At 35.7% G+C, this 22,009-nt stretch carries 23 protein-coding genes; 3 read left to right on the top strand and 20 right to left on the bottom strand.

Annotated elements, in window-relative coordinates; genetic code table 11:
- Positions 1-4 precede the first annotated feature (4 nt).
- Genes LBU54_RS08665 through LBU54_RS08635 form a run of 7 tightly spaced genes read right to left on the bottom strand, consistent with a single transcriptional unit; the run spans position 5 to position 8,584 of the window.
- Positions 5-1,699 (bottom strand): hypothetical protein, encoded by a 1,695-nt coding sequence (locus LBU54_RS08665; protein WP_224528373.1) that lies wholly within the window; start codon positions 1,697-1,699, stop codon positions 5-7.
- A gap of 38 nt (positions 1,700-1,737) precedes the next feature.
- Entirely contained in the window at positions 1,738-2,274 is a 537-nt protein-coding gene (locus tag LBU54_RS08660) for a hypothetical protein (RefSeq protein ID WP_224528371.1), read from the bottom strand.
- Positions 2,275-2,315: 41 nt separating this feature from the next.
- Entirely contained in the window at positions 2,316-3,551 is a 1,236-nt protein-coding gene (locus LBU54_RS08655; RefSeq protein ID WP_224528368.1) for a DUF6638 family protein, read from the bottom strand.
- A gap of 1 nt (position 3,552) precedes the next feature.
- Positions 3,553-4,134: an NUDIX domain-containing protein gene (locus LBU54_RS08650; RefSeq protein WP_224528365.1), complete on the bottom strand. Its 582-nt coding sequence runs from the start codon at positions 4,132-4,134 to the stop codon at positions 3,553-3,555.
- A 6-nt stretch (positions 4,135-4,140) separates the two neighbouring features.
- A complete protein-coding gene (locus LBU54_RS08645; protein WP_224528363.1) occupies positions 4,141-6,099 on the bottom strand; it encodes an AAA family ATPase in 1,959 nt (652 codons plus the stop codon).
- A gap of 37 nt (positions 6,100-6,136) precedes the next feature.
- Positions 6,137-7,183 (bottom strand): hypothetical protein, encoded by a 1,047-nt coding sequence (locus LBU54_RS08640; protein WP_224528697.1) that lies wholly within the window; start codon positions 7,181-7,183, stop codon positions 6,137-6,139.
- Positions 7,184-7,243: 60 nt separating this feature from the next.
- Positions 7,244-8,584: a microtubule-binding protein gene (locus LBU54_RS08635; RefSeq protein ID WP_224528360.1), complete on the bottom strand. Its 1,341-nt coding sequence runs from the start codon at positions 8,582-8,584 to the stop codon at positions 7,244-7,246.
- A gap of 166 nt (positions 8,585-8,750) precedes the next feature.
- Here LBU54_RS08635 and LBU54_RS08630 point away from each other — a divergent pair, with 166 nt between their 5' ends.
- Complete coding sequence (locus LBU54_RS08630) at positions 8,751-9,527, top strand: MBL fold metallo-hydrolase (protein ID WP_224528358.1); 777 nt, start codon at positions 8,751-8,753, stop codon at positions 9,525-9,527.
- 194 nt (positions 9,528-9,721) lie between these two features.
- Complete coding sequence (locus LBU54_RS08625) at positions 9,722-9,946, top strand: hypothetical protein (protein WP_224528357.1); 225 nt, start codon at positions 9,722-9,724, stop codon at positions 9,944-9,946.
- 55 nt (positions 9,947-10,001) lie between these two features.
- Here the strand turns inward: LBU54_RS08625 and ettA are convergent, their stop codons facing one another.
- The 8 genes from ettA to LBU54_RS08585 form a co-directional block, all read right to left on the bottom strand.
- Positions 10,002-11,693, bottom strand: coding sequence for an energy-dependent translational throttle protein EttA (gene ettA, locus LBU54_RS08620; protein WP_224528356.1), 1,692 nt, complete (start codon positions 11,691-11,693; stop codon positions 10,002-10,004).
- A 2-nt stretch (positions 11,694-11,695) separates the two neighbouring features.
- The gene (locus LBU54_RS08615; protein WP_224528354.1) at positions 11,696-11,878 is read right to left on the bottom strand and encodes a CAL67264 family membrane protein; all 183 of its coding nucleotides are present in this window, start codon (positions 11,876-11,878) and stop codon (positions 11,696-11,698) included.
- A 104-nt stretch (positions 11,879-11,982) separates the two neighbouring features.
- Positions 11,983-12,699 (bottom strand): pirin family protein, encoded by a 717-nt coding sequence (locus LBU54_RS08610; protein ID WP_224528352.1) that lies wholly within the window; start codon positions 12,697-12,699, stop codon positions 11,983-11,985.
- A gap of 25 nt (positions 12,700-12,724) precedes the next feature.
- On the bottom strand, positions 12,725-13,627 hold the full coding sequence (locus tag LBU54_RS08605; RefSeq protein WP_224528350.1) for a pirin family protein: 903 nt from the start codon (positions 13,625-13,627) through the stop codon (positions 12,725-12,727).
- 25 nt (positions 13,628-13,652) lie between these two features.
- Positions 13,653-14,090 carry a MarR family winged helix-turn-helix transcriptional regulator gene (locus LBU54_RS08600; RefSeq protein ID WP_224528348.1) on the bottom strand — a complete coding sequence of 146 codons (438 nt, stop codon included), beginning with the start codon at positions 14,088-14,090 and terminating at the stop codon, positions 13,653-13,655.
- Between the two features lies 1 nt (position 14,091).
- Positions 14,092-14,373, bottom strand: coding sequence for a GNAT family N-acetyltransferase (locus LBU54_RS08595; RefSeq protein ID WP_224528347.1), 282 nt, complete (start codon positions 14,371-14,373; stop codon positions 14,092-14,094).
- A 3-nt stretch (positions 14,374-14,376) separates the two neighbouring features.
- Positions 14,377-14,907 carry an NADPH-dependent FMN reductase gene (locus LBU54_RS08590; protein ID WP_224528346.1) on the bottom strand — a complete coding sequence of 177 codons (531 nt, stop codon included), beginning with the start codon at positions 14,905-14,907 and terminating at the stop codon, positions 14,377-14,379.
- Between the two features lie 9 nt (positions 14,908-14,916).
- Positions 14,917-15,507, bottom strand: a complete 591-nt coding sequence (locus LBU54_RS08585; RefSeq protein WP_224528344.1) for an FMN-dependent NADH-azoreductase — start codon at positions 15,505-15,507, stop codon at positions 14,917-14,919.
- 156 nt (positions 15,508-15,663) lie between these two features.
- Here LBU54_RS08585 and LBU54_RS08580 point away from each other — a divergent pair, with 156 nt between their 5' ends.
- On the top strand, positions 15,664-17,307 hold the full coding sequence (locus LBU54_RS08580; protein ID WP_224528694.1) for an acyl-CoA carboxylase subunit beta: 1,644 nt from the start codon (positions 15,664-15,666) through the stop codon (positions 17,305-17,307).
- Here LBU54_RS08580 and LBU54_RS08575 read toward each other — a convergent pair.
- The 5 genes from LBU54_RS08575 to pfkA form a co-directional block, all read right to left on the bottom strand.
- On the bottom strand, positions 17,304-18,641 hold the full coding sequence (locus tag LBU54_RS08575) for a M24 family metallopeptidase (protein ID WP_224528342.1): 1,338 nt from the start codon (positions 18,639-18,641) through the stop codon (positions 17,304-17,306). The two genes, LBU54_RS08580 and LBU54_RS08575, sit on opposite strands and share 4 nt — an antisense overlap.
- Positions 18,642-18,727: 86 nt before the next feature.
- Positions 18,728-18,910 (bottom strand): hypothetical protein, encoded by a 183-nt coding sequence (locus tag LBU54_RS08570; protein WP_224528340.1) that lies wholly within the window; start codon positions 18,908-18,910, stop codon positions 18,728-18,730.
- 105 nt (positions 18,911-19,015) lie between these two features.
- Positions 19,016-19,879 (bottom strand): N-acetylglucosamine kinase, encoded by an 864-nt coding sequence (locus LBU54_RS08565; RefSeq protein ID WP_224528339.1) that lies wholly within the window; start codon positions 19,877-19,879, stop codon positions 19,016-19,018.
- A 74-nt stretch (positions 19,880-19,953) separates the two neighbouring features.
- The gene (gene gap / locus LBU54_RS08560) at positions 19,954-20,955 is read right to left on the bottom strand and encodes a type I glyceraldehyde-3-phosphate dehydrogenase (protein ID WP_224528338.1); all 1,002 of its coding nucleotides are present in this window, start codon (positions 20,953-20,955) and stop codon (positions 19,954-19,956) included.
- Positions 20,956-20,984: 29 nt separating this feature from the next.
- Positions 20,985-21,971: a 6-phosphofructokinase gene (gene pfkA / locus LBU54_RS08555; protein ID WP_224528337.1), complete on the bottom strand. Its 987-nt coding sequence runs from the start codon at positions 21,969-21,971 to the stop codon at positions 20,985-20,987.
- Between the last annotated feature and the right edge of the window lie 38 nt (positions 21,972-22,009).

Below are 22,009 nucleotides of genomic sequence, written 5' to 3'. Positions count from 1 at the left end.
TAATTTAGTTACTAATCGCCTTTAGGGAATCTATTTTACGCTGTAGCGCTTCAATTTCAGCAGATTTGTCTGTTGCTTTTGGTATTACTTTAAGTGAGTCTAAAGCCTGTTCTAATATATCTTCATCACTTGGCTGTTCATTGAAATAATAGCCTATACCCTCACTGGCCCGCCAAGCTTCATTGAGTTGATTATAAACGGCTTCATCCCATGAGCTTGGGTGTTTTACATCTATCCAAGTAACATCACTATATTCACTATCAATTAGCACTAAATCTGGAGTTGCAGAACCATCAAACTGTTTTGAATCGGTATCGCTAATAGAAGATACCGTTCCTAGGAAAAACATACGTTTTCTTCCAGCTATTTCTTTAATATATGGTCTAAATTCCACAGGTGTACTAGCATTCCAATCATATTCCTTGCGCGATTCCTTAACTTTCAGTGGCATTGCAGAAACGCCTGCATAACCCTCTTTTTTACGAGAGTGGTCATAATAATATAGTTTGTCTGAACCATCAGCTGGAATAAAAACACTGTAGCTTAAACTAGTCTTGTCTTCGCCAACTGGTTCCAAACCAAACCAGTGATATAAACCACTATAGGCATTGGTATTAGACCCTGCAAAATCAAAATCTGTAACATAGGGTTGTTGGTTCTGATCTTTAGGCATTAGTGGTATTTTTACGGCCGTTAACATATTCCAAGGCAAAGGGTCGCTAAATCCACCTAAAAACTTCAAAGACTCTGCTTGTAATTTGGAAACCTTTTCTGCCAGTGTATTTTGCTTCGTTAAATACTTGTAGTTTTTTATATCTTCTGGACTTACAAAAGTGCCCTTACCAATTAATATACGTTCTAGGTAGTCCTTAAAATCGTGAGCTCCGTTGTCAATAATCATAACACCACCAAAAGTTGGGTAAGGAAAAAAGAAACCTTTCCATTTAATTAAACTAACAACCTGCACCCATTCATCATCGTCGTTCTTCATGTAGAAAGTGTCGCTTGGTTCGTAATTGAATAACATCCAAGGATTAAATCGTTGTACTACTGCATTATAAGTGTTTCTGCTAAACATTAGTGACTCACCAATAGAAAATGTTTCAGAAATACGATTCTCGTTAGAAAAACGTGGAAAAGGAGACGTACTACTTACTGAAAACAATTCTTCTGTATTATCACTAAAGCGTTGCATGGTATACTTTTCGCTAGGTTGTATGGCCATAGTCCACTTGTTTTCATTGTCAACACGAACCAAATGCGGTAAAGAGACATCTTTGGTTTCTGCCACCCGTTCTTTGGCCATTGAATGAATATTCCGTAAGGGTTGAATGCGTTCGTTTTGTGTTAATGGCAAGTTATTAATTTCAACCTTATTGAGATTATTGAATACATTGTAAGTCTTCATATAATCGTAAAGTCCTTGGTTCCATCCAAGAAAATACAAAAGCCCAAAAAAGACAATAAGCAATCCTAAAATTCCCAATCTGCTCCCTGTGCCAGGTGTTCTCCTAAACTTTCTTAGGCCTAGAATAAGAACAAGCAAACTCACAATTATAATAAACAAATACTTTCTAAAGAATAAGAGCAAGGGTTGGTAATCATCCCTAAAAAAGAATAGGAGCACCAATAACAATAAAGATAAGAAAACCGTTACCTTTTTTTGCTTTGGGCCTTTGTTCCAATAAGATTTTATCATAGTTAAGTTTTTGAAATAGAAAAAAGTGTGCTTTCAAATTACATTAAACCTTTATCCTTGAGACGTTCTCGTGCTGATTTTTTGTCTGGTTCAGGATCATTATGATCTTCTTTTTTAACCTCTTCGATCGCCCTGTTATCTTTATTCTTTATGTCCTCGACTATATCTCTACCTTTTTCAACAGCATCTTCTACTAAATCTCCTAAAGTATCACTTTTCTCTTCAACCAACTCCGAGGTTTTTATTACAAAGTGTGCAACATATGTACCAATTAATGTTCCCACGGCAAATGACGAAAAAGCCGATATACCATTATAACTACTAAATACGGCAAGTGGTGTTAAAAATTCAACGACCAAGGCTGTGATTAAAACCAATGCAAATACAAAAATTAATCTTGGTATAAAAGACTGCTTATAAACAAAACCCTTTGGGTCGTCAGGACTCATTTGAAGCTCCTTACTATTTACGATTTTATTTAACCGTCTATAAGCGCCATTGCCATTAGACTCTCGCCAATAAATAAAGATTCCAAACAATATAGCAACAATGAAAATTACAAGTTCTAGTCCCATGACAATGATTTAATACGTCTTATAAAATTAGTCTAAAAAACTTAAATATTGTTACGTATTTGTTCTATAACCCAGTCTCTGAAGGAATCATTCCACATCTCATAGTTCTTATAGAATTGTTCTTTATCATACCAATAAAGGAATAAAACATCTTTTGGCGCAATATTTACAAGTAGTTTGTGGATTAAATCCCTTTGGCCTGCAGAAAGCGAAGAGTGTGGCTGATGTAATGCAAAATAAAGTGGCTGGTCTACAATATCTTCAATCTTATGAGCATTACTTCGCTCTAACTTTTCAAGATATATCTCAACGCTCATCACTCTTTTACGGTCATTTATTTCCAGTTTATTGAGGTATTTTTTGTAGAGTATTTTACTATTTAATATTTCTCTAATAGGATGTTCGGTTTTATCCAACAGTTGGTATAGTTCAAATTTTTTGATTCTATCATAATTTGAAGTCTTTACTACCTCCTCTAGGTTGCAATCAATAATAATATGATCCTTAAGTTTATCAATTAATTGCGGTTGAGAAATATGATAAATTAGAACATCATGTATAGTATCTTTTATGGCCTCCTTATAAACGTCCTTACTTTCAAAGACAACTATTGGTTTAATAAAGTCTCTCAGTAGATAAACCCCTTCAAAAGCTCTAGTATAAAATGATCCTGTTGAAAAATGTAAAGGATGCAAGTGTAATTCTCTTTCTCTAAGGTCTCCATAAGATTTTGCAGACTCTAGAAGTGCTTTATGCAAATCTTCATCTATGAAATTATTGCCTTGGTTAAACTTATCTACCAAGGCCAATTGTTCCTTTTGTTTTTCTTCAAGATTATCAATAAGTCGAAATGTTATACTAACATCCTGATATTTTAAGACATCTAAAGGTTCATAAAATACATCGATATCTTGGTCAAAATCAATACAAATTGCAGAATCCCTTGTTATGTCGTTTATTTTTTTTCCATGTGTCCTAAAAACGTGTTGCATCATCTCCCTATCGAAAGAATGAAATGGCAAATACACAGGTTTTCCTTTTTGTAATGGCGATATGATAATACCGTGTGGATTGGCATCACCATGATTCAAATATTGAACATCTCCTTTCTCCTCTGCGATTTCTGGACTCCAACCAACACCATCTATTGAGAAAGACTTGAGCTTAGTAGCAGTAAACCCAAGTGTATTTAAGCATTTATTATAACGCTCAACTAATTTACCGCTTACTGGGATCAGTTCACTTCTGTATAAATTAGCTTCTTTTAATTTCTTCATCTTATCCCAACAAATTGTTTATTTGAGCATATTGAATTAACATAATGCTTTTTGCATCAATGATTTCTTGGTCTTCAACCATTTTTAGGACGATATTAAAAGGCAGTTCTAAAACTTCAATTTCTTCATTTTCTGACGCAAGTCCACCACCATCACTAATCTTCATTTTAGCACTATATTCTGCAACGTACAGAAACATTTTTTCTGTTAGTGCACCTGGTGAGGTATAAGCACTTAAAACATGTTTTGCCGTTTCGATCTTGTAACCTACCTCTTCCTCTACTTCAGCAATTATAGTATCTATTGGTGAATCTGACTTATCAATAGCACCAGCACAGACTTCAATAGACATACCTTCATTTTTATTATTTTCATAGATAGGCATTCTAAATTGTCGTGTAAGTATAACAGTTCCATTCTTTACATTATAGAGTAAAATTGCAGCACCGTCACCTCTATTATAGGTTTCTCTTGACAGACGTTTCCATTCCCCATTTTTAAACTTAAAATCATAGTCAATTCTATCCAGTTGTGCCCAAGCTTTAGATAGTTTTATATGTTCTATATTTCTCAGATTTTTCATTAAAATCTATCCATTTCCAAATTTATCCCTCGCTTCGGCCTCAATATTAAGCTGATTAATTCTTTCATCCACTTTGCGCTTAAAGTCTGTATCAGCTATAGTGGCTACATTGTCCAAATATCGGATAACCTCCTGACGCCTTATATCAGAGAAATTTAAGCCCTTCATGTTGGCTTTCATTAATTCTTGCAACATATCCAATTTGGTTTGGTAATCCTTTTTAAAATACTTATCTGGATTTTCAAACCAATCTTCTTCCAAATCAAAATCAGTTAAGCGCAATGAGATGGCAGATTGGATATTTCTAACATCTCTTGATGAGAAAAATGGAAAGATATGTTGTATCTCTTTGTACAATGTTGCATAAAACATATGGTCATCCTCTTTGTGCATTTTTTCAACTTTTTCATAGGTCTTAAGTACACGTTCCTCCGTTGGTTTTTCGACAATCTTTAAAATTTCACCCATACTTCTAGCTAGACCTTGATCTGCAAGGTATTGATAAACTTCAGGGTCGTCCATATTTATAAAACCAGGCATTGTATCTTGTAATTTTCGCCACCATAGAAAATCTTGATCCAGAAAATCGTGCTCTGAACGAGCTCCATCAATTTTGAACCTCCCTTGAACTCGTGAAATGACAGCTTTATCTAGCATCTCTGGCAAATTTGTAAAAAGCCCTATTGAACTATTACCATAATTTACCGCGTATGCACCTTCTGTATACCTCAGGAATACGCCTATAACTTCCTTTACACCAGCTGAAACGCCTTGTGCTGTGCGTTCTTGCAGATTGTTTTCGGCGTCATCAATTGGTGCAAATATTAGACGTGTTGGGTCTTGAAGTGGTTTCATCCATTCCACCATTTTCTCGGCAGAACCACCTTGAAAGGTACTTATCAACGTGTCTGGCATAGGATGGAATAAAAATGGGATGTCTAAATTATCACAATGCTCCTTAAGCCGTGTTGCAATTGCGGCAATAAGCATACTCTTACCTGTTCCAGGAATACCATAGCCCATAAAAACCGGCATAAAACCACCCAATTCTTGAAATGGATTCTTCTGTGCCTCAAAATCATAGCTTAACATTCGCTCCGTTAATCGTCTTGCAAAATGCTTGGCATGGCGATTACCAACAATCTCCTCAAATTTAATTTTGTTAAATTCAACGCTTTTGGCTGTTCCTTGGAATGCGTTGTTCCAACCATCTATCGCAAAATCAGAATTCTCGAGTTTATAGGCTCTATCTACAATAGTTTCAGTGTATTCAAGACTGCTTTTACGCAGTTGAATTTCATCAATGAGGGATTCAAAATAGACCACTGTAAAATCGATAACATCCTTATCTGATTTAATGATTTCGGGATGTCCTAAATATTTATCGTAATAAAATAACTGACAGGAGATTCCTTTTAAAGGGGATAAAAGTGAAACCTCAGGAATACCAGCAAACTTTTGCTTCATTACGGATAAATCATCTGACGCATATGGTTTTAAATCATGTAAAATCTTATAAGCGGTCGCAAACAACATAAAGGCTGTTGCGGTATGCATTTTACTCTCGTACTCACGTTTACCTGCTCTATCCAATGCAGATTTGTTCTCCGATAAACTTGATAGGCCTGATGCATCATAGTAGCTATCCTTGATCCATATTCCCATGGTCAATCCTTCTTGTACTGCGAATAAGGTCTGATTTAAATACAAAGGAATTGCAACAGACTCCGGTAATAAGCGCTTCTTAAGAGCTAAAACGGTTTTAGAAACTGATGTAACCGTTACATTGCTGCCATTGTTGGCTCTCGATAAATAAAGTAAAATGGATTCATCCTTATCCTTATTGTCCAAATTTTTTGCACGTTGGCTTTGCTCCCACTGTACGGATTTTAAATAGGAAGTTGCTTCATCGCGAAGCATATCGAGTTCATTTTGTTTTATTGGAAAGGTTGAGTTGTGCTCCATTTAATTTCTTGTTCAGATCGCAGACTTTATACTGCGCTTAATTTTTAACTGATAAATCCGAAAGTTGAATTGGTGCCTGAGCAAGGTTATTCATAATTTCGGGCGTCTTATTATGCAATAATTGTATAATTCTATGTGGTGCAAATACATAGCGTTGTCTAAAGATATTATCCCATTTTTGAAAGGTTTGCTTACTAAAAAAACCGCCTTCCTTAAATTCACTCTTAGATCGTATTTCGTCAATCTTAAATGAAACCGCATAAGATTCAAGGGGTATGGTTTTCTTAGAAATACCTGTTAGAATTGCATGTGTTATTTCGTTTTCATCCTTAGCGAAAACATTGTGTACAGGACCAAGATCAATTCGCTTTACTAACTTTGGATACACTTTTGGTAATCGTTTGTCAATAGCGTACGCCATGGTATCTAAAGCCATTTCTCTGTCTGATGTATTCTTAAGGACATTGTAAATTTCGCTTTTATAATCTTGTACGTTGCGACCATCATAATTAAAGTACATATAACATATAAAAGGTCTATTGTGTGTTACATCATAAAAGCTCCAACTTACCATATGCGCAGCTAGTTTAGACTCAGGCACATCTAAGATTTTTCCTTGAACAAAACGATTGAATATGTATTCTTTTTTAGCTGATGAATAGTAAACAATTGAGGCGGCCTGAAAGAGTTTGCGTTTTGAAATTAGTTGTTTCTTTCGCATAAGTGTATCAAGAAACTCTTTCTTTAAATCTTCTACATTAGTAAGCTTACCCAAAAATTCTTCTCTTAGCTCTAAGTCATTAAAAAGGTATCGAAACTCTAAATAATTTGGAAAACTAGAATCCGTTAAATCCACTTTCATATTATCCTCATCGTCATACATATATTTGACACGCATGGCTTCAATGGAATATAGTAACAAGTCACAGTATTGTTTAAATAACAGTATTTCTTTTTCTTTAATAAGTTGTTTTTGCTGTACGGCAACAATTAGCTCTTTAAGAGAGAAATCTACCAATTTATGATAAAACACATACTGTTCCTTAGAGTCAAGTTCTGCGGAATCTAAAGGCGTTACAATCATCTTCAATCATTCAATTTTAGAATAACAAGGTCATAAGTGGCCTTGCATAAATGTTCTCATCTACCCTAACAGGTCATCATCTTTGGCTTCTGGTTTTGTTTCACCTTCTGGTTCGCCATCATCAGATGGTGCATTAGGGTCTGCTTTATAGTACTCTTCGAAAATTTCTTTCATATCGATACCATAACGATCGGCAAAGTTTTTTTGAATTTCCTCGTCTTTGGCTCTAATATCCTTTAAAGCCTCTGCATAACTACCGTAAACGCCTTGCATAACTTTTTCATGTACTGGAATATTATCCATCATTTCTTGACGGGCTTTTGCACTAGCTGAATGCATCGCTGCTAAAGTCTCTCCAATATGTTCATCGGTTTTAACACCAAGATGTTCTAAAATTGCGGCAAATTCTTGATCCGTGCGCGCTTTTAAGGCCACCACATAACCATCGTAATACTTGAGACGCTCGTCTGTATCACTTTTAAGTTTGGCTCTATGTGTTTGCAAATTGCTCCTTAGAGAGGTTAAAACTTTTATAGTTAGATTATGCTTATGGACAAAGCTATCCTTTGATGCAGCCAATGTAGTGTAAGCATTTTTTAAACCCTCTAACTCCTCAACCTTTTGTTCTAATTGTGTAACTTTTTCTAAGGCTTCTGAGTATTCTGTCGACTGTTTATCCGCTACTTCCTCCAAAGCTTGTCTAGCTTGTTTCAGCAAAGCATATTGTTCGTCAAGCCTAGCTTCTACTTCTTTCTTTTTTTCTAGAGCCTTCGTATGGTTGTTACTAGCTTCTACAATAGCTATTTTTAAACTCTCCTCAACTTCTTTAATCTCTAGCTCTCTGTCTTTTAGGCGCTTTATTGCTGCCTGACTTTTAAATGATAACTCATTTAACAGTGTTTGAACATCGGCGGTTTCAATACGTTGTTGAAACATTGCCTTGGCCTTGTTGTCTGCCGAATTACGTTCTTTTTGAGCACTTTCTAATTCGTCTTCCGCTCGTTTGATTTTACTTTTTCTTCCCCAGAGGTTATTCCACCATGTATCAGGTTTACTTTTCGCATCATCAAGTTCAACTTTAGCACGTTCCAAACGTCTAACGGCATCATCTATGACCTTTTGTTCTTCTGCATTTAAAGCCGAAAATCCTTCAAACATAATCCCTACTTCATCCTGATAATCTGTTAAATCCTTAATTGCATCTAATAATGTGGACCTATCTTTTTCGGCCATATCAACAACCGAATCTAATGTGGCATTGAGTATTTTTTGTCGACTTTCAGGATCGTCCTCTTGAGCCAATTTAGACTTCATCTGGTCTATGGCCTTGCCCCAATTAACGTCAACTTTTTCGGTTTTTTCGTTGGAGTTTGTTTCTAATAAATCAAAATCATCAGACATAGTTAGTAGTGTTATTTGTAGTTGAACATTTTAATACTAAGCAATTTCGTTAATTTTATAAGAGAATAAAAATTTTATGCTGTAAATAATAAGTAGTAAATGTTATTAAAATGTTACACTATAGGTTTGACCAAAGCAGATTAATATCTTTAAAAAAACAAATCCTATGAAAATTTTAAGACTATCACTTTTTTTGTTGTCAATTTCGCTTTTATCAAGCTGTTCAGAAACAAAATCAAAACAGATAACCGAGAAAATAAATCAAGATGCACAGAATGCAGATCCAGTAACAGTCAAGCCAATAAAACATGGCACCTTGGTAATTGAAACAAAAGACCTAACCATTTACGTTGACCCAACAGGTGGAAAAGAAGCTTTTGCAGGTCAGCAGAAGCCTACACATGTATTAATAACAGATATTCATGGTGATCATTTAAATATGGAAACACTTGAAAGTATAGAATTGTCTGAAGCAACTCTAATTGGGCCTAAAGCCGTTACAGATAAAATACCATCTACTATTGCACCTAAAGTCGTTACCCTTCCGAACGGCGAATCTTTTAAAGATGAATCGGTTAGTATTGAAGCTATCCCTATGTATAATTTAAGAGCAGAAGCCTTAAAATTTCACGAGAAAGGTAGAGGAAATGGTTATGTAGTTTCACTTGAAGGACAACGTATTTATATTTCAGGCGACACGGAAGATATCCCAGAAATGCGAAACCTAGAAAACATAGATAAAGCTTTTGTTTGCATGAACCTTCCCTATACGATGCCAATTGAAAGTGCGGCGAGCGCGGTATTGGATTTTGAACCCAAAACAGTATATCCATATCATTATAGAGGCACGAATGGTTTAAGTGATATAGCGAAATTTAAATCCTTAGTGAACGAAAAAAATGATAAAATTGAGGTGAAACTGTTAAAATGGTATGGAAATTAAATGTTAAAATTTAATTTGTTGATAAGTTGGTGAATGGCGTATTTTGCCCGAATTTAGTGTTGTTAAACGACGTTTATAAACATTTCATCGGTAAAATTGTTAATTAAAAACTGAAATTACTTCATAATTAGTGGTTTATCAACTGCTTTTTTTTCTATCTTAGCTTAGTTTTAATCCAAATCTATTAATTAATCATGATTGCGAACCTGCTTACAAAGGCTTTAGTAGTGACAACCACACAGCTTACTATGATTCTTATAGCCGTTGCCTCTATATTTCTTGTTTTCATCATTATTGCCATATTTAAGATGTACAAATTGAAAGCTGAAAATAAGAAATTAATGGAAACCAACGCTTTTAAGGATGTTGACGAATCCTATAAAGATTTCACCGGTGGACACCTTTACGGTGATAACTAAAAATAAAAAAAAACCTGTTAATCAACAGGTTTTTTTATTGGTCTTAACTTGCAATTTATCTTACTAGCTTTTTATACTTAATTCGTTTGGGCATTATATCTACGCCGAGACGTTTCTTTTTATTCTCCTCATAATCACTAAATCCGCCTTCAAAGAAATAGACTTGCGAATCACCTTCAAACGCAAGTATGTGTGTACAGATACGATCTAAAAACCATCTATCGTGCGATATGACTACTGCACAACCAGCGAAGTTCTCTAAACCTTCTTCTAGAGCTCTTAATGTATTGACATCAAGATCATTAGTAGGCTCGTCTAAAAGCAATACATTACCTTCTTCTTTAAGAGTCATTGCTAAATGTAAACGGTTTCTTTCACCGCCTGAAAGCAATTTTACTTTCTTATTTTGTTCGCTACCAGAAAAATTGAAACGGCTTAAATAGGCTCGAGAATTCACCTGACGATTTCCCATCATGATAAGCTCTTGCTCGTCACTAAAATTTTGCCAAATGGTTTTCTCAGGGTCAATATTAGAATGGCTTTGGTCTACATATGCAATTTTAGCAGAATCTCCAACCGTAAATTCACCTTTATCTGGTGTTTCTTCACCCATAATCATTCTAAAGATTGTGGTTTTACCAGCTCCATTAGGGCCTATTATCCCGACAATACCTGCTTGAGGTAAATTGAAATTTAAATCGTCATAAAGTAATTTGTCTCCATATGCTTTTGCGACACCTGTAGCTTTAATCACATTAGTTCCTAATCGTGGCCCGTTTGGAATATAGATTTCTAGTTTTTCGTCTAATTGCTTTTGGTCTTGACTCAATAACTTATCGTAATTCTTAAGACGTGCTTTTTGCTTGGTCTGCCGTCCTTTAGCTCCTTGTCGAACCCATTCTAGCTCGCGCTCTAATGTTTTCTGGCGTTTAGAAGCTGATTTACTTTCTTGAGCCAATCGTTTTGACTTTTGGTCTAACCAAGAAGAGTAGTTTCCCTTCCAAGGAATACCTTCACCTCTATCGAGTTCTAAAATCCAACCAGCAACATTATCTAAGAAATATCTATCATGCGTTACAGCTATAACAGTTCCTTTATATTGTGCTAAATGATGCTCTAGCCAATGAACAGATTCAGCATCTAAGTGGTTTGTTGGCTCATCTAACAATAATACATCTGGCTCTTTTAAGAGCAAACGACACAAGGCCACTCGACGACGCTCACCTCCGGATAAAACACCTATTTTCTTATCTCCTTCGGGCGTACGTAATGCATCCATGGCGATTTCTAACTTCGTATCTAGTTCCCAAGCATTAGAAGCATCTATCTGGTCCTGTAACTCAGCTTGGCGATTCATAAGTTTTTCCATCTTATCAGCATCACTATACACCTCTTCTAAACCAAACTGATCATTAATACTGTTGTATTCATCTAAAATAGCTACCGTCTCAGCGACGCCTTCTTTAACAACTTCTAAAACTGTTTTATTATCATCCAAATGCGGTTCTTGTTCTAAATACCCAACAGAATAGCCTGGCGAAAAAACCACATCACCTTGATAGTTTTTATCCACACCTGCAATTATCTTAAGCAATGTAGATTTACCAGAACCATTTAAACCTAATATCCCAATTTTAGCACCATAAAAGAAACTGAGATATATATTCTTTAATACCGGAGTATTTGCAGACTGAAACGTCTTAGTTACACCAGACATTGAAAAAATTACTTTCTTATCGTCACTCATAACTATACACGTCCTTTTAATGCGTTAAACACCCATGCTATTGCAAAAAATCCTATGCCGACTGTTGCAAAACCCCAACCTGCAACATCATCATATCTATAGGCGCCCATAAGAATTAATACAATACCCATAATGATCATAAGTACCGTAGCCCAAGCTAGTACAGTATTTTTATTCATTGCCATAATCTTAATTTTTATTAGCTAGTTAGTTGAAACACAAATATCGTGAATAAAAAGAAAAAAGCATCCATTGTAGGATGCTTTTGAAAAAGGTATTGAAATGCTTACTATACCATCGGGACCTCAATAATCACTAAATCAGCATCTTTAGTAGAATTTATTTCTATAAAATCTGCCTCAGAGATACCGATGGCATCACGCTTAGATAAGGGCTTTCCCGAAACTTCTACCGCACCATCAGCAACAAACACATATAATCCATTATCTTCTGACCTAGGGCTTAATTTCAATTTATTGTCAGCTTGCAAAGTACTTCTGTAAATATACGCTTGCTGACTTATTGGTAAAGCATCTCCTTCAAGTTTATCTTTTGGTGCAACGACAGTTTGAAGTTGGTTTAATCTACCATCATCTGAAAATTTACGTTGCTCGTAATTGGGTTTTACACTTATTTCTTCGGGAATTATCCAAAGTTGTAGAAAGTTGACTTCATCAGTTTTACTATCGTTAAACTCAGAATGTGTTAAGCCTGTGCCTGCACTCATTACCTGAACCTCACCAACTTCAATAGCACGTTTATTTCCCATACTATCCTTGTGGGACAAAGCACCCTTTAAAGGAATAGAAATAATTTCCATGTTCTGATGCGGATGCGTACCAAAGCCCATTTTTGGTTGTACAACATCATCATTAAGGACACGCAACATACCAAAATTCATACGTTCTGGATTTTGATAACCTGCAAAACTGAATGTGTGATGTGACTTTAACCAGCCATGATCTGCATAGCCGCGCGTGTCTGATTTGTGAATTATGGTTTTCATAGTATTTATTAATTTGAATTTTTTTTTAATTAACTGGAAGAAATCCCATTTTACCCATTTGATAGTCCCGCATGGCTTCTAACAATTCTGTTTGGGTGTTCATTACATAAGGTCCATATGTTGCAACTTCTTCATTAAAAGGCTCACCAGATAGAAATAGTAACAAACTATCTTCTTCTGCCTCAATAGTAAGGCCTTGGCCATCTGGATAAAACTCTACAAGTTGATTTGCATTTAACTCAAGTTCCTCCGTTCCATTTACAAGTACTTTTCCATTTAAAAGGTATAACAATGCTTGGTGCGTATCAGGAAATTGAATTGTTTCCTTTCCACCTTGCATGGCTTCAATCATAAAGGCATTGACAGAAGTTTGTGTCCTAATTTTACCATTAAATTCATTTAAATTACCAGCTACGATTTTAGTGATAACCTTTCCATCGGCAGATGGTTTAATATCAAAATCTTCACTTTTAATATGTTGGTAATTCGCCGAAATCATCTTCTTGTCAGAAGGTAGGTTCAACCAAAGTTGAATACCTTCAATCGTACCACCTTTTTTCACGAAATCCTTTGTAGGTCGCTCAGCATGCACAATACCTCTACCAGCTGTTGTCCATTGTACATCACCTGCCTTTACCACGCTTTCATTACCCAAAGAATCACGATGCAATTGCTCACCTTGAACTAAAAAAGTCACAGGTTCAAATCCACGATGCGGATGTGGTCCTAAATCAAATGGATTATTCCGCTCACTTATTTCATAAGGTCCATAGTGGTGCAATAATATGAATGGATCAATCATATCAATATTTTGCGTTGGTAATGGTTGCCGTAATCGAATTGGTCCCATATTGACAAAATCACTTCGCCCTACTCGTTTAATATTATTTGTTTTCATTTTAAATTCTTTCATTACAATATATTCCATGGAAAATATTAAGTTAAAAAAATGCCTAACGCATCTTATCCAGTAGATCACTCAAAAGTTTTCCATCTTCTTCAGAAAGATTCTTAAGTAAATCCTTATTTAAATTATATGGAATAGAATCTAAAAGATTCATTCCTTCTTTTGTGATTACTATTTTGACCACGCGTCTGTCGTGCTCAGAAGGTAATCGTTCTATATAGTTTTTAGCACAAAGCTTATCCATTAAACGTGTTGCATTTGGTGAACGCTCTAACATTCTATCCTTAATGGTCTGTACTTTAAGTGGCTCACCTGCACCTCGTAATATTCTTAAAATGTTATACTGTTGTGGTGAGATCCCAAAGTCCTTAAAGAATTCATTTTGACAACTCGTAATCCAATTGGCCGTGTAAATGATATTTAACAATGCTTTTACGCGGTTATTAGGAAATGTCGAGTTAATATCTTTGGCTAAATCTCCCATGTTAAAACCTTAAGTCGTTATACTCCTTCTTTTTATTGAATACCGCATTTGCAAATGGGCAAAGTGGCATAATTTTCAATCCCTTTTCACGTGCAAAATCTACTGAGGCTTCGACTAATTTATAGCCAACGCCCTGGCCTTTTAATGATTCATCAACTTCAGTATGATCTATGATTATCTTATCGTCACCAGCATAACTGTAGGTCATACTTGCTAGCTTGTTGCCATCAGCTTCAAGATAGAATTCGCCTTTATTATTGTCTTCGTGTTGCTTAATGGTCATTATCTATAGACTTTCTTCAAATTGCTTTACCTGCTCTTGTAATGCATTGTTTAGATCTTCATTGCTGATTTTTCCATCACCAAAGTTGTCGTTAAATGACGGTAAAGAAAACTTACCTACAATATTAGCATCGTGTCTTGGAAATCGATCTGAAGCCATGTCAAGTACGGACTGACCTCCTCTTCCTCCTGGCGATGTTGCCATAAGCAACATTGGTTTACCAAGAAAGGTTTTTGCTTCGACTCTAGATGCCCAATCGAACACGTTCTTAAATGCGCCTGAATATGAACCATTGTATTCTGCCAATGAAATAATAATACCATCTGAGCTTCTTATTTCATTTACAAAATCGACTGCTTCTTGGGGCTGTCCGGATGCCTTTTCACGATCGACACTGTAAAGTGGCATCTCATAATCATTAAGATCTAGAACCTTTACTTCTGCATTCTTTACCAAACTTGAAGCATAAATAGCAAGCTTTCTATTTATTGATGCGCTACTAATGCTTCCGGCAAATGCTATTATCTTTTTCATTTTATAATATTAAACAGTTTGCAATTCTTCGATTAAGTTATTTGCTTGTTCTTGCTTTTCTTCTGCGTTAAACATAAGCTGATCTAATTTAATCATTTCGATATCAGAAATACCTATGAAGCTCAAAAAATGTTTTATGTAGCGTCCTGCAAAATCGATATCACTGTCAATCTCTGTACCACCACTGCTTACAATAACATAAGCTTTCTTACCCTGCAATAACCCAACAGGACCATTCTCGGTATACTGAAACGTTAAGCCGGCTCTAGCAATGAGGTCAAAATAGGCTTTTAATGACGCTGGAACTGAAAAATTGTAGATTGGTGCTGCTATTATAATAGTGTCAGCATTTAATATTTCATCTACCAATTGTTGTGATGTCTTTAAAGCCTCTTCTTGTTCGGCTGTACGCTCACCTTTTACAAAAAGTGAGGCTAACATCTCCTCATTTAAAAAAGGCAAATCCGAATATGTTGTGTGCCTTTCCTTGACAGTTACATTGGATTCTACCTCTTTAATCCGAGTAATCAATTTTTCTGCATAAGTTGTAGAAATTGAATTTTGTCTATTACTACTCGAGTTGATATTTAATATGGTCATGTCTTATAATTTTTATTACAGTTCAAATTTATACATAATTATTTTATATTCCAAGGAATATATTTCCATGTTACATATATTTAACGTTTCATTTAGAAAATACCATTAACAATAAAACTAATGTTTCGTAAATTCGTGGCAGACAAATCACTTTCAATGGATATTAAATTCAACAAAAACGAAGACCACAATAAATTGCTTGTTTCTGATCTTAAATCTAGACTTACAAAAGTTAAATTAGGAGGTGGTACAAAAAGTATTGAAAAACATCATAACAAGGGAAAACTAACTGCGAGAGAACGGATTGACTATTTATTAGACTCGGATAGTAGATCTATTGAAATTGGTGCCTTTGCAGGAGAAGATATGTACCCTGAGTATGGTGGTTGCCCATCAGGTGGTGTTGTTGTTAAAATTGGATATGTAAAAGGTAAACAGTGTATTGTTGTTGCCAATGATGCAACTGTAAAAGCTGGTGCATGGTTCCCAATAACTGGCAAGAAGAACTTGCGTGCCCAAGAAATTGCTATAGAAAATCGTTTACCAATAATATACCTTGTTGATAGCGCTGGTGTTTTTCTGCCAATGCAAGACGAAATTTTCCCGGATAAGGAACACTTCGGACGTATTTTTCGAAACAATGCTATTATGAGTAGTATGGGTATTACTCAAATTGCTGCTGTAATGGGTAGTTGTGTAGCAGGCGGTGCTTACTTACCAATTATGAGTGACGAAGCTTTAATTGTAGATAAAACAGGCAGTATTTTCCTCGCTGGTAGTTATTTGGTTAAAGCTGCTATCGGAGAAAGTATTGATAATGAAACTTTAGGAGGCGCAACAACCCACTGCGAAATATCTGGTGTTACTGATTATAAAGCTAAAGATGATAAAGACGCATTAGATACTATAAAGAACATTGTGGATAAAATTGGTGATTATGATAAAGCTGGTTACAACCGCATAAAAGCATTAAAGCCAAAGGAGAATCAAGAAGACATCTACGGTATTTTACCTAACAGTAGAGCTGATCAATATGATATGAAAGAGATCATAAAACGACTGGTTGATAATTCTGAGTTTGAAGAATATAAGGAAGGTTATGGTAAAACAATTATTACCGCTTACGCTCGTATTGATGGTTGGGCTGTAGGCATTGTGGCTAATCAAAGACAAATCGTAAAAACCAAAGGCGCTAAAACCAAACCAAGCGAAATGCAGTTTGGCGGTGTTATCTATAATGATTCTGCAGATAAGGCAACACGCTTTATTGCCAATTGCAACCAGAAGAGAATTCCACTTGTATTTCTGCAGGATGTTACTGGATTTATGGTAGGAAGCAAATCTGAGCATGGAGGCATTATTAAGGATGGCGCTAAAATGGTGAATGCAGTTAGTAATTCTGTTGTGCCAAAATTTACTGTTGTTATTGGTAATAGCTATGGTGCGGGAAATTATGCCATGTGTGGTAAAGCCTATGATCCAAGACTTATATTTGCCTGGCCAAGCGCTGAATTGGCAGTGATGAGCGGTAAATCTGCCGCGAAAGTTCTACTACAGATCGAAACCGCCTCTTTAAAAAAGAAAGGTGAAAAAATCACAAAGGAAAAAGAAGAGGAACTCTTCAATAAAATAAAGTCGCGCTATGATAATCAAGTCTCCCCTTATTATGCGGCCGCGCGTTTGTGGACAGATGCGATCATAGACCCATTAGATACACGAAAATGGATAAGCATGGGTATAGAGGCTGCCAACCACGCTCCTATCGAAAAGCCCTTTAATTTAGGGGTTTTACAGGTTTAATTCCCTTGATGATTCTTTACTCTTGGAATGGTCAGTAACTTGGTTTGTCTTCCATTTACGTAGCGGAAACCATCTGACCCCCAAAACCCAGCTTCTTCAAGCATTACTCTAATATCGCGCTTCCATTCTGGTATAGTTACCGTTGTATTCAATTCAATGGCATAAACCGTATTTTCTTGTAAGGGGTAATCACCATTAACAGGAACGCCTCCTTGAGAATCCCACATACCTAATGTCGTGCCAGAACTGTGCCCATAGGTACCCAAAGGATGGGTATAAATAGCTGGCCTTAAACCTTCTGCTTTACCTTGACTTAGCGACTCCAATAAAATTTCATTTCCTGTTTTTCCAGATTTGAAATTAGAGGTAAAAATATCTTGAACTCTAATACCATCTTTAAGCGCATCTTGCAAAAACATTGGAGGTTCTGTTTCGTTTGGCTTTAGAACATATGCCAATTCCTGGCAATCTGTATTTAACCTAAGATAGGTTATACCGATATCACAGTGCACTAAATCTCCAGGTAGTATTACCATATTATCAGGTCTATTTGAAAAGGCATATAAATGATTTCCTAATTCTTCGGCTGTTCTTTGTACATCTACTGTTGGATGAAACCAGGTCTCTAAGCCGAGAGCAGTAATCTTGTCGCGCATCCACCACTCTACATTGGTAGTGGTTGTGATGCCAGGCGTAATTACTTTTTCTGAAAATGCCTCGGCTATAATACCATGTGTAATATCAACGAGTTGATTATATATGATCATTTCCTTCTCCGTTCGCGTTTCAATCCAACTAATAGCCAACTTCTCAGCGGATACTACCTTTGATTTGAATTGTTTTGGGAGATTTGCCATAAAGGCTTCATAATCGGTTTTTACTATACCATCACATATATTAAAATGATCCGAATAGTTTAGTCCAATTTTATTAGGCTTACGTTCTTCAATAATCTGCATTAAACGCTTCCATTGATTTGGCTCTTTTTCCTTGTCCCAGGCAGAGATAATATTCTCCCCAAAATTATAACGCGCTACGGCTAATTTCTCTATGGTTTCCTCAGCCTTATTACGATAGAATACCAAAATCGTTCTTCTCCTAGCATTTAACCACGTTGCTGGCAACATGGTTTTAAGCACTGGGTCTTCATTATATTCTCTAGAAATCAGTATCCACATGTCTATACCAGTTTTATCCATTAAATCTGGTAATAGATTATTAAATCTGTCTTTTAAAATATCATCCACAACTTCAGCACGTTGTTGTTGTGGCAAAATCTGTTGTGCATTTATATGAAGACTAAATAAGAAGATGAATAAAAGGAAATACTTCATGGAAATTAATTTAACTACAAACTTACCCAAATTCAGGCCATAAAAAAAGAACGCATTTAGCGTTCTTTTTTATGTTTATATTTTAATTAGTGAGACATACTCTCGCGTTTTGCCTTCTTCTCTGCTTTAATTTCTTTTAAACGTTCTATTGTAGCACCGAACACCCAATAAGGAACAACAAATGTCAAAAGAAATATCATTAACCAAAACCCAATAGTTAGTATAGTTAAAAATGCTAAAAAGCCTAAATACTGATCAAATTCGAACATAATTATATTTCTTTTAATATTTGTTAACGCAAAGATAAAACCAATTTATAAGTTTTACAATAGCAAGCTGTAGATTTATTAACAGCTTTTCAATAGGTATTGTATCTAAAGATTTTTTATGTGATAGTCTACCAATCCATCTATTGGTCGCCTTACAAAGTTGCCCACTTTAAATTTATATTCTTTTGCAATTTCGTTGATTTCTTCCTGTGAAAAGTAGGCAATAGAGCCTGCAAAATGAACTGGAATTCCTGTGTCTAACTCTTGTCTATACTGAAGAATCATATGTTCGGTAAATCTTCTTATTCCTTTTTTTATCAATTCTTTTATGTATTCAGATTCTTTGTTTAAGAACATAAACTCAGCAAAACTCGCTAAATAAGCGTTTGGATTTGGTTGCTTATAAAGATTATACTTAATAAAATCTGCCTCAAGCTCATATTTATGCTCGAAAGCAAGTTTTATGGTTTCTGGCATTTTATTAAAATAATAATCTCTAATTAATTCTTTACCGTAATAATTACCACTTGCATCGTCCATTAAGGTATATCCAAGACTTACAACACGCTGATGTAAATTGACACCGTCAAAATAGCTGCAATTTGAGCCCGTACCCATAATACACACAACAGCTTTCTCATCATTTTTATTTATAGTAGCCCTTACGGCAGCAAGGGTGTCCTCTCTTACCTCTACATGCGCTTTTAAGAAAACTAATTTCAACACATGGGTTAACATCAATCTTGGCTTTTCTGTACCACAACCGGCACCATAAAAGAAAATATGCGTAACATCATCTCTTATAGTCATTAATTCCGGACTTTTCTTAATAATCTTTGCTATTTTCTTTTCAGTAAGTATGGCCGGGTTTAAACCTTTGGTTCTTATTTTTTCGGCAAGTCGCTTACCTGTATTGTCTATAACAATCCAGTCGCATTTTGTTGAACCACCATCTGTAATCAATATCATAAAGCCAAATGTAAAAAATCCGTAGGACTAGCAATTACCTTATCCTACGGAATTTAATTATATCATCAAAATAATTATAAGCTGTTAACTTTCTGTGCTAAATCAACAAGTTTATATGAATAACCATATTCGTTATCGTACCAAGAAACAAGTTTGAAAAACTGCGGGTTGAGTTCTATACATGCCTCCGCATCAAAAATACTTGTACGCGCGTCGCTCACAAAATCTTGTGATACCACAGCGTCTTCTGTGTAACCAAGCACGCCATTCATTGCGCCCTCTGAAGCTGCCTTAAATGCTTTTTTAATTTCTTCAAGAGAGGTAGCTTTTGTTGTTCTAACAGTTAAATCAACAACTGAAACATCTGCAGTTGGAACACGAAACGCCATTCCGGTTAATTTTCCGTTTAGTTTTGGAATAACTTTACCCACTGCCTTAGCCGCTCCCGTGGTTGAAGGAATTATATTTAATAATGCCGAACGACCTAATCTATAATTTTTTCGAGAAGGGCCATCTACAGTTAATTGAGTAGCCGTACTGGCATGAATCGTAGTCATTAACGCTTCTTCCAAACCAAAATTATCGTCAATCACTTTAGCTATCGGAGCTAAACAGTTTGTAGTACATGAAGCATTTGAGACAATTGTCTGATCTGCGGTTAATTTATCATCATTTACACCCATAACAAACATTGGTGCATCTTTACTAGGTGCTGAGATAACTACTTTCTTTGCACCAGCCTGGATGTGATAATCCGCTGTTTCTAGAGTCGTAAAAATACCCGTACATTCAGCAACAACATCAACGCCAACCTCATCCCATTTAAGATTCTTTGGGTCTTTTTCTGCAGTAACTCTTACGGTCTTACCATTTACTACTAAATGGCCGTCTTTGACCTCCACAGTACCATCAAAATTACCATGTACTGAATCGTATTTTAAAAGGTATGCAAGATGCTCAACATCCAACAAGTCATTAATAGCAACAACATCTACATCGTTACGTTTTACAGTAGCTCTAAAGACTATTCTACCTATTCTACCAAATCCGTTTATTCCTAACTTTAAGTTTGACATTTTTCTTTATTTTAAATTTTAGTGTATAATTATATTGTCATTATATCTGAAACTCTAAGGAGTTCCATATTAATTTTTGATTTTCCTTTTACTGCTTGATCAAAAGGTGTAAGTTCCATTATATCGTTCTTTAAACCAACCATATAATTACTCTTTCCTGTAATTAAGCTTTCGACAGCTTTTACACCCATACGACTTGCCAATACCCTATCAAAACAAGATGGAGAACCGCCTCTTTGCATGTGGCCCAATACCGAAACCCTTACTTCATACTCGGATAAGTTTTGGTCTACATAGTCCTTTAGCTCAAAAACATTCTTACCTATTTTATCCCCTTCGGCAACCACCACAATACTCGACGACTTTCCCGATTGCTTACTTCGTCTTAACGAATCAAGCAACCTATCTAATCCCAGATCCTCTTCTGGTATAAGTATCTCTTCTGCTCCTGCACCAACACCAACATTTAAAGCTATATGACCTACATCACGGCCCATTACCTCGATAAAAAATAATCTATTATGTGAACTCGCAGTGTCTCTGATTTTGTCTATTACTTGTACAACTGTATTTAAAGCAGTATCAAAACCTAAGGTGTGAGTAGTACCGAAAATATCATTATCTATTGTACCAGGAATTCCCATTACTGGAAAATTAAACTCCTGATTGAATATCATAGCACCGGTAAAACTACCATCGCCACCAATAACAACGAACGCATCAATATCTGCTTTTTTTAATTGGTCGTAAGCTTTTTGTCTACCTTCTTTTGTTCTGAATTCTTCGGAGCGTGCAGATTTTAGTATCGTGCCTCCCTTATCTATAATTCCTTTTACACTACGCGCATCCATTTTTACAAAATCACCATCAATCATACCTTCATAGCCTCGGTAAATCCCAAAGCACTCAATGTTATGAAATGCACATGTTCGAACTACAGATCGGATAGCGGCATTCATGCCTGGAGAATCTCCTCCCGAAGTCATGACACCAACTCTTTTAATAGTTTGCAGCATTATAATGAATTAATTTCAGTAAAATTAATAAAGAATAG

Source organism: Winogradskyella alexanderae (genome assembly GCF_020166335.1).
Taxonomy (GTDB): domain Bacteria; phylum Bacteroidota; class Bacteroidia; order Flavobacteriales; family Flavobacteriaceae; genus Winogradskyella; species Winogradskyella alexanderae.
The sequence above is the reverse complement of the archived record's forward strand: the minus strand, read 5'-3'. Positions and strand labels throughout refer to the sequence as shown.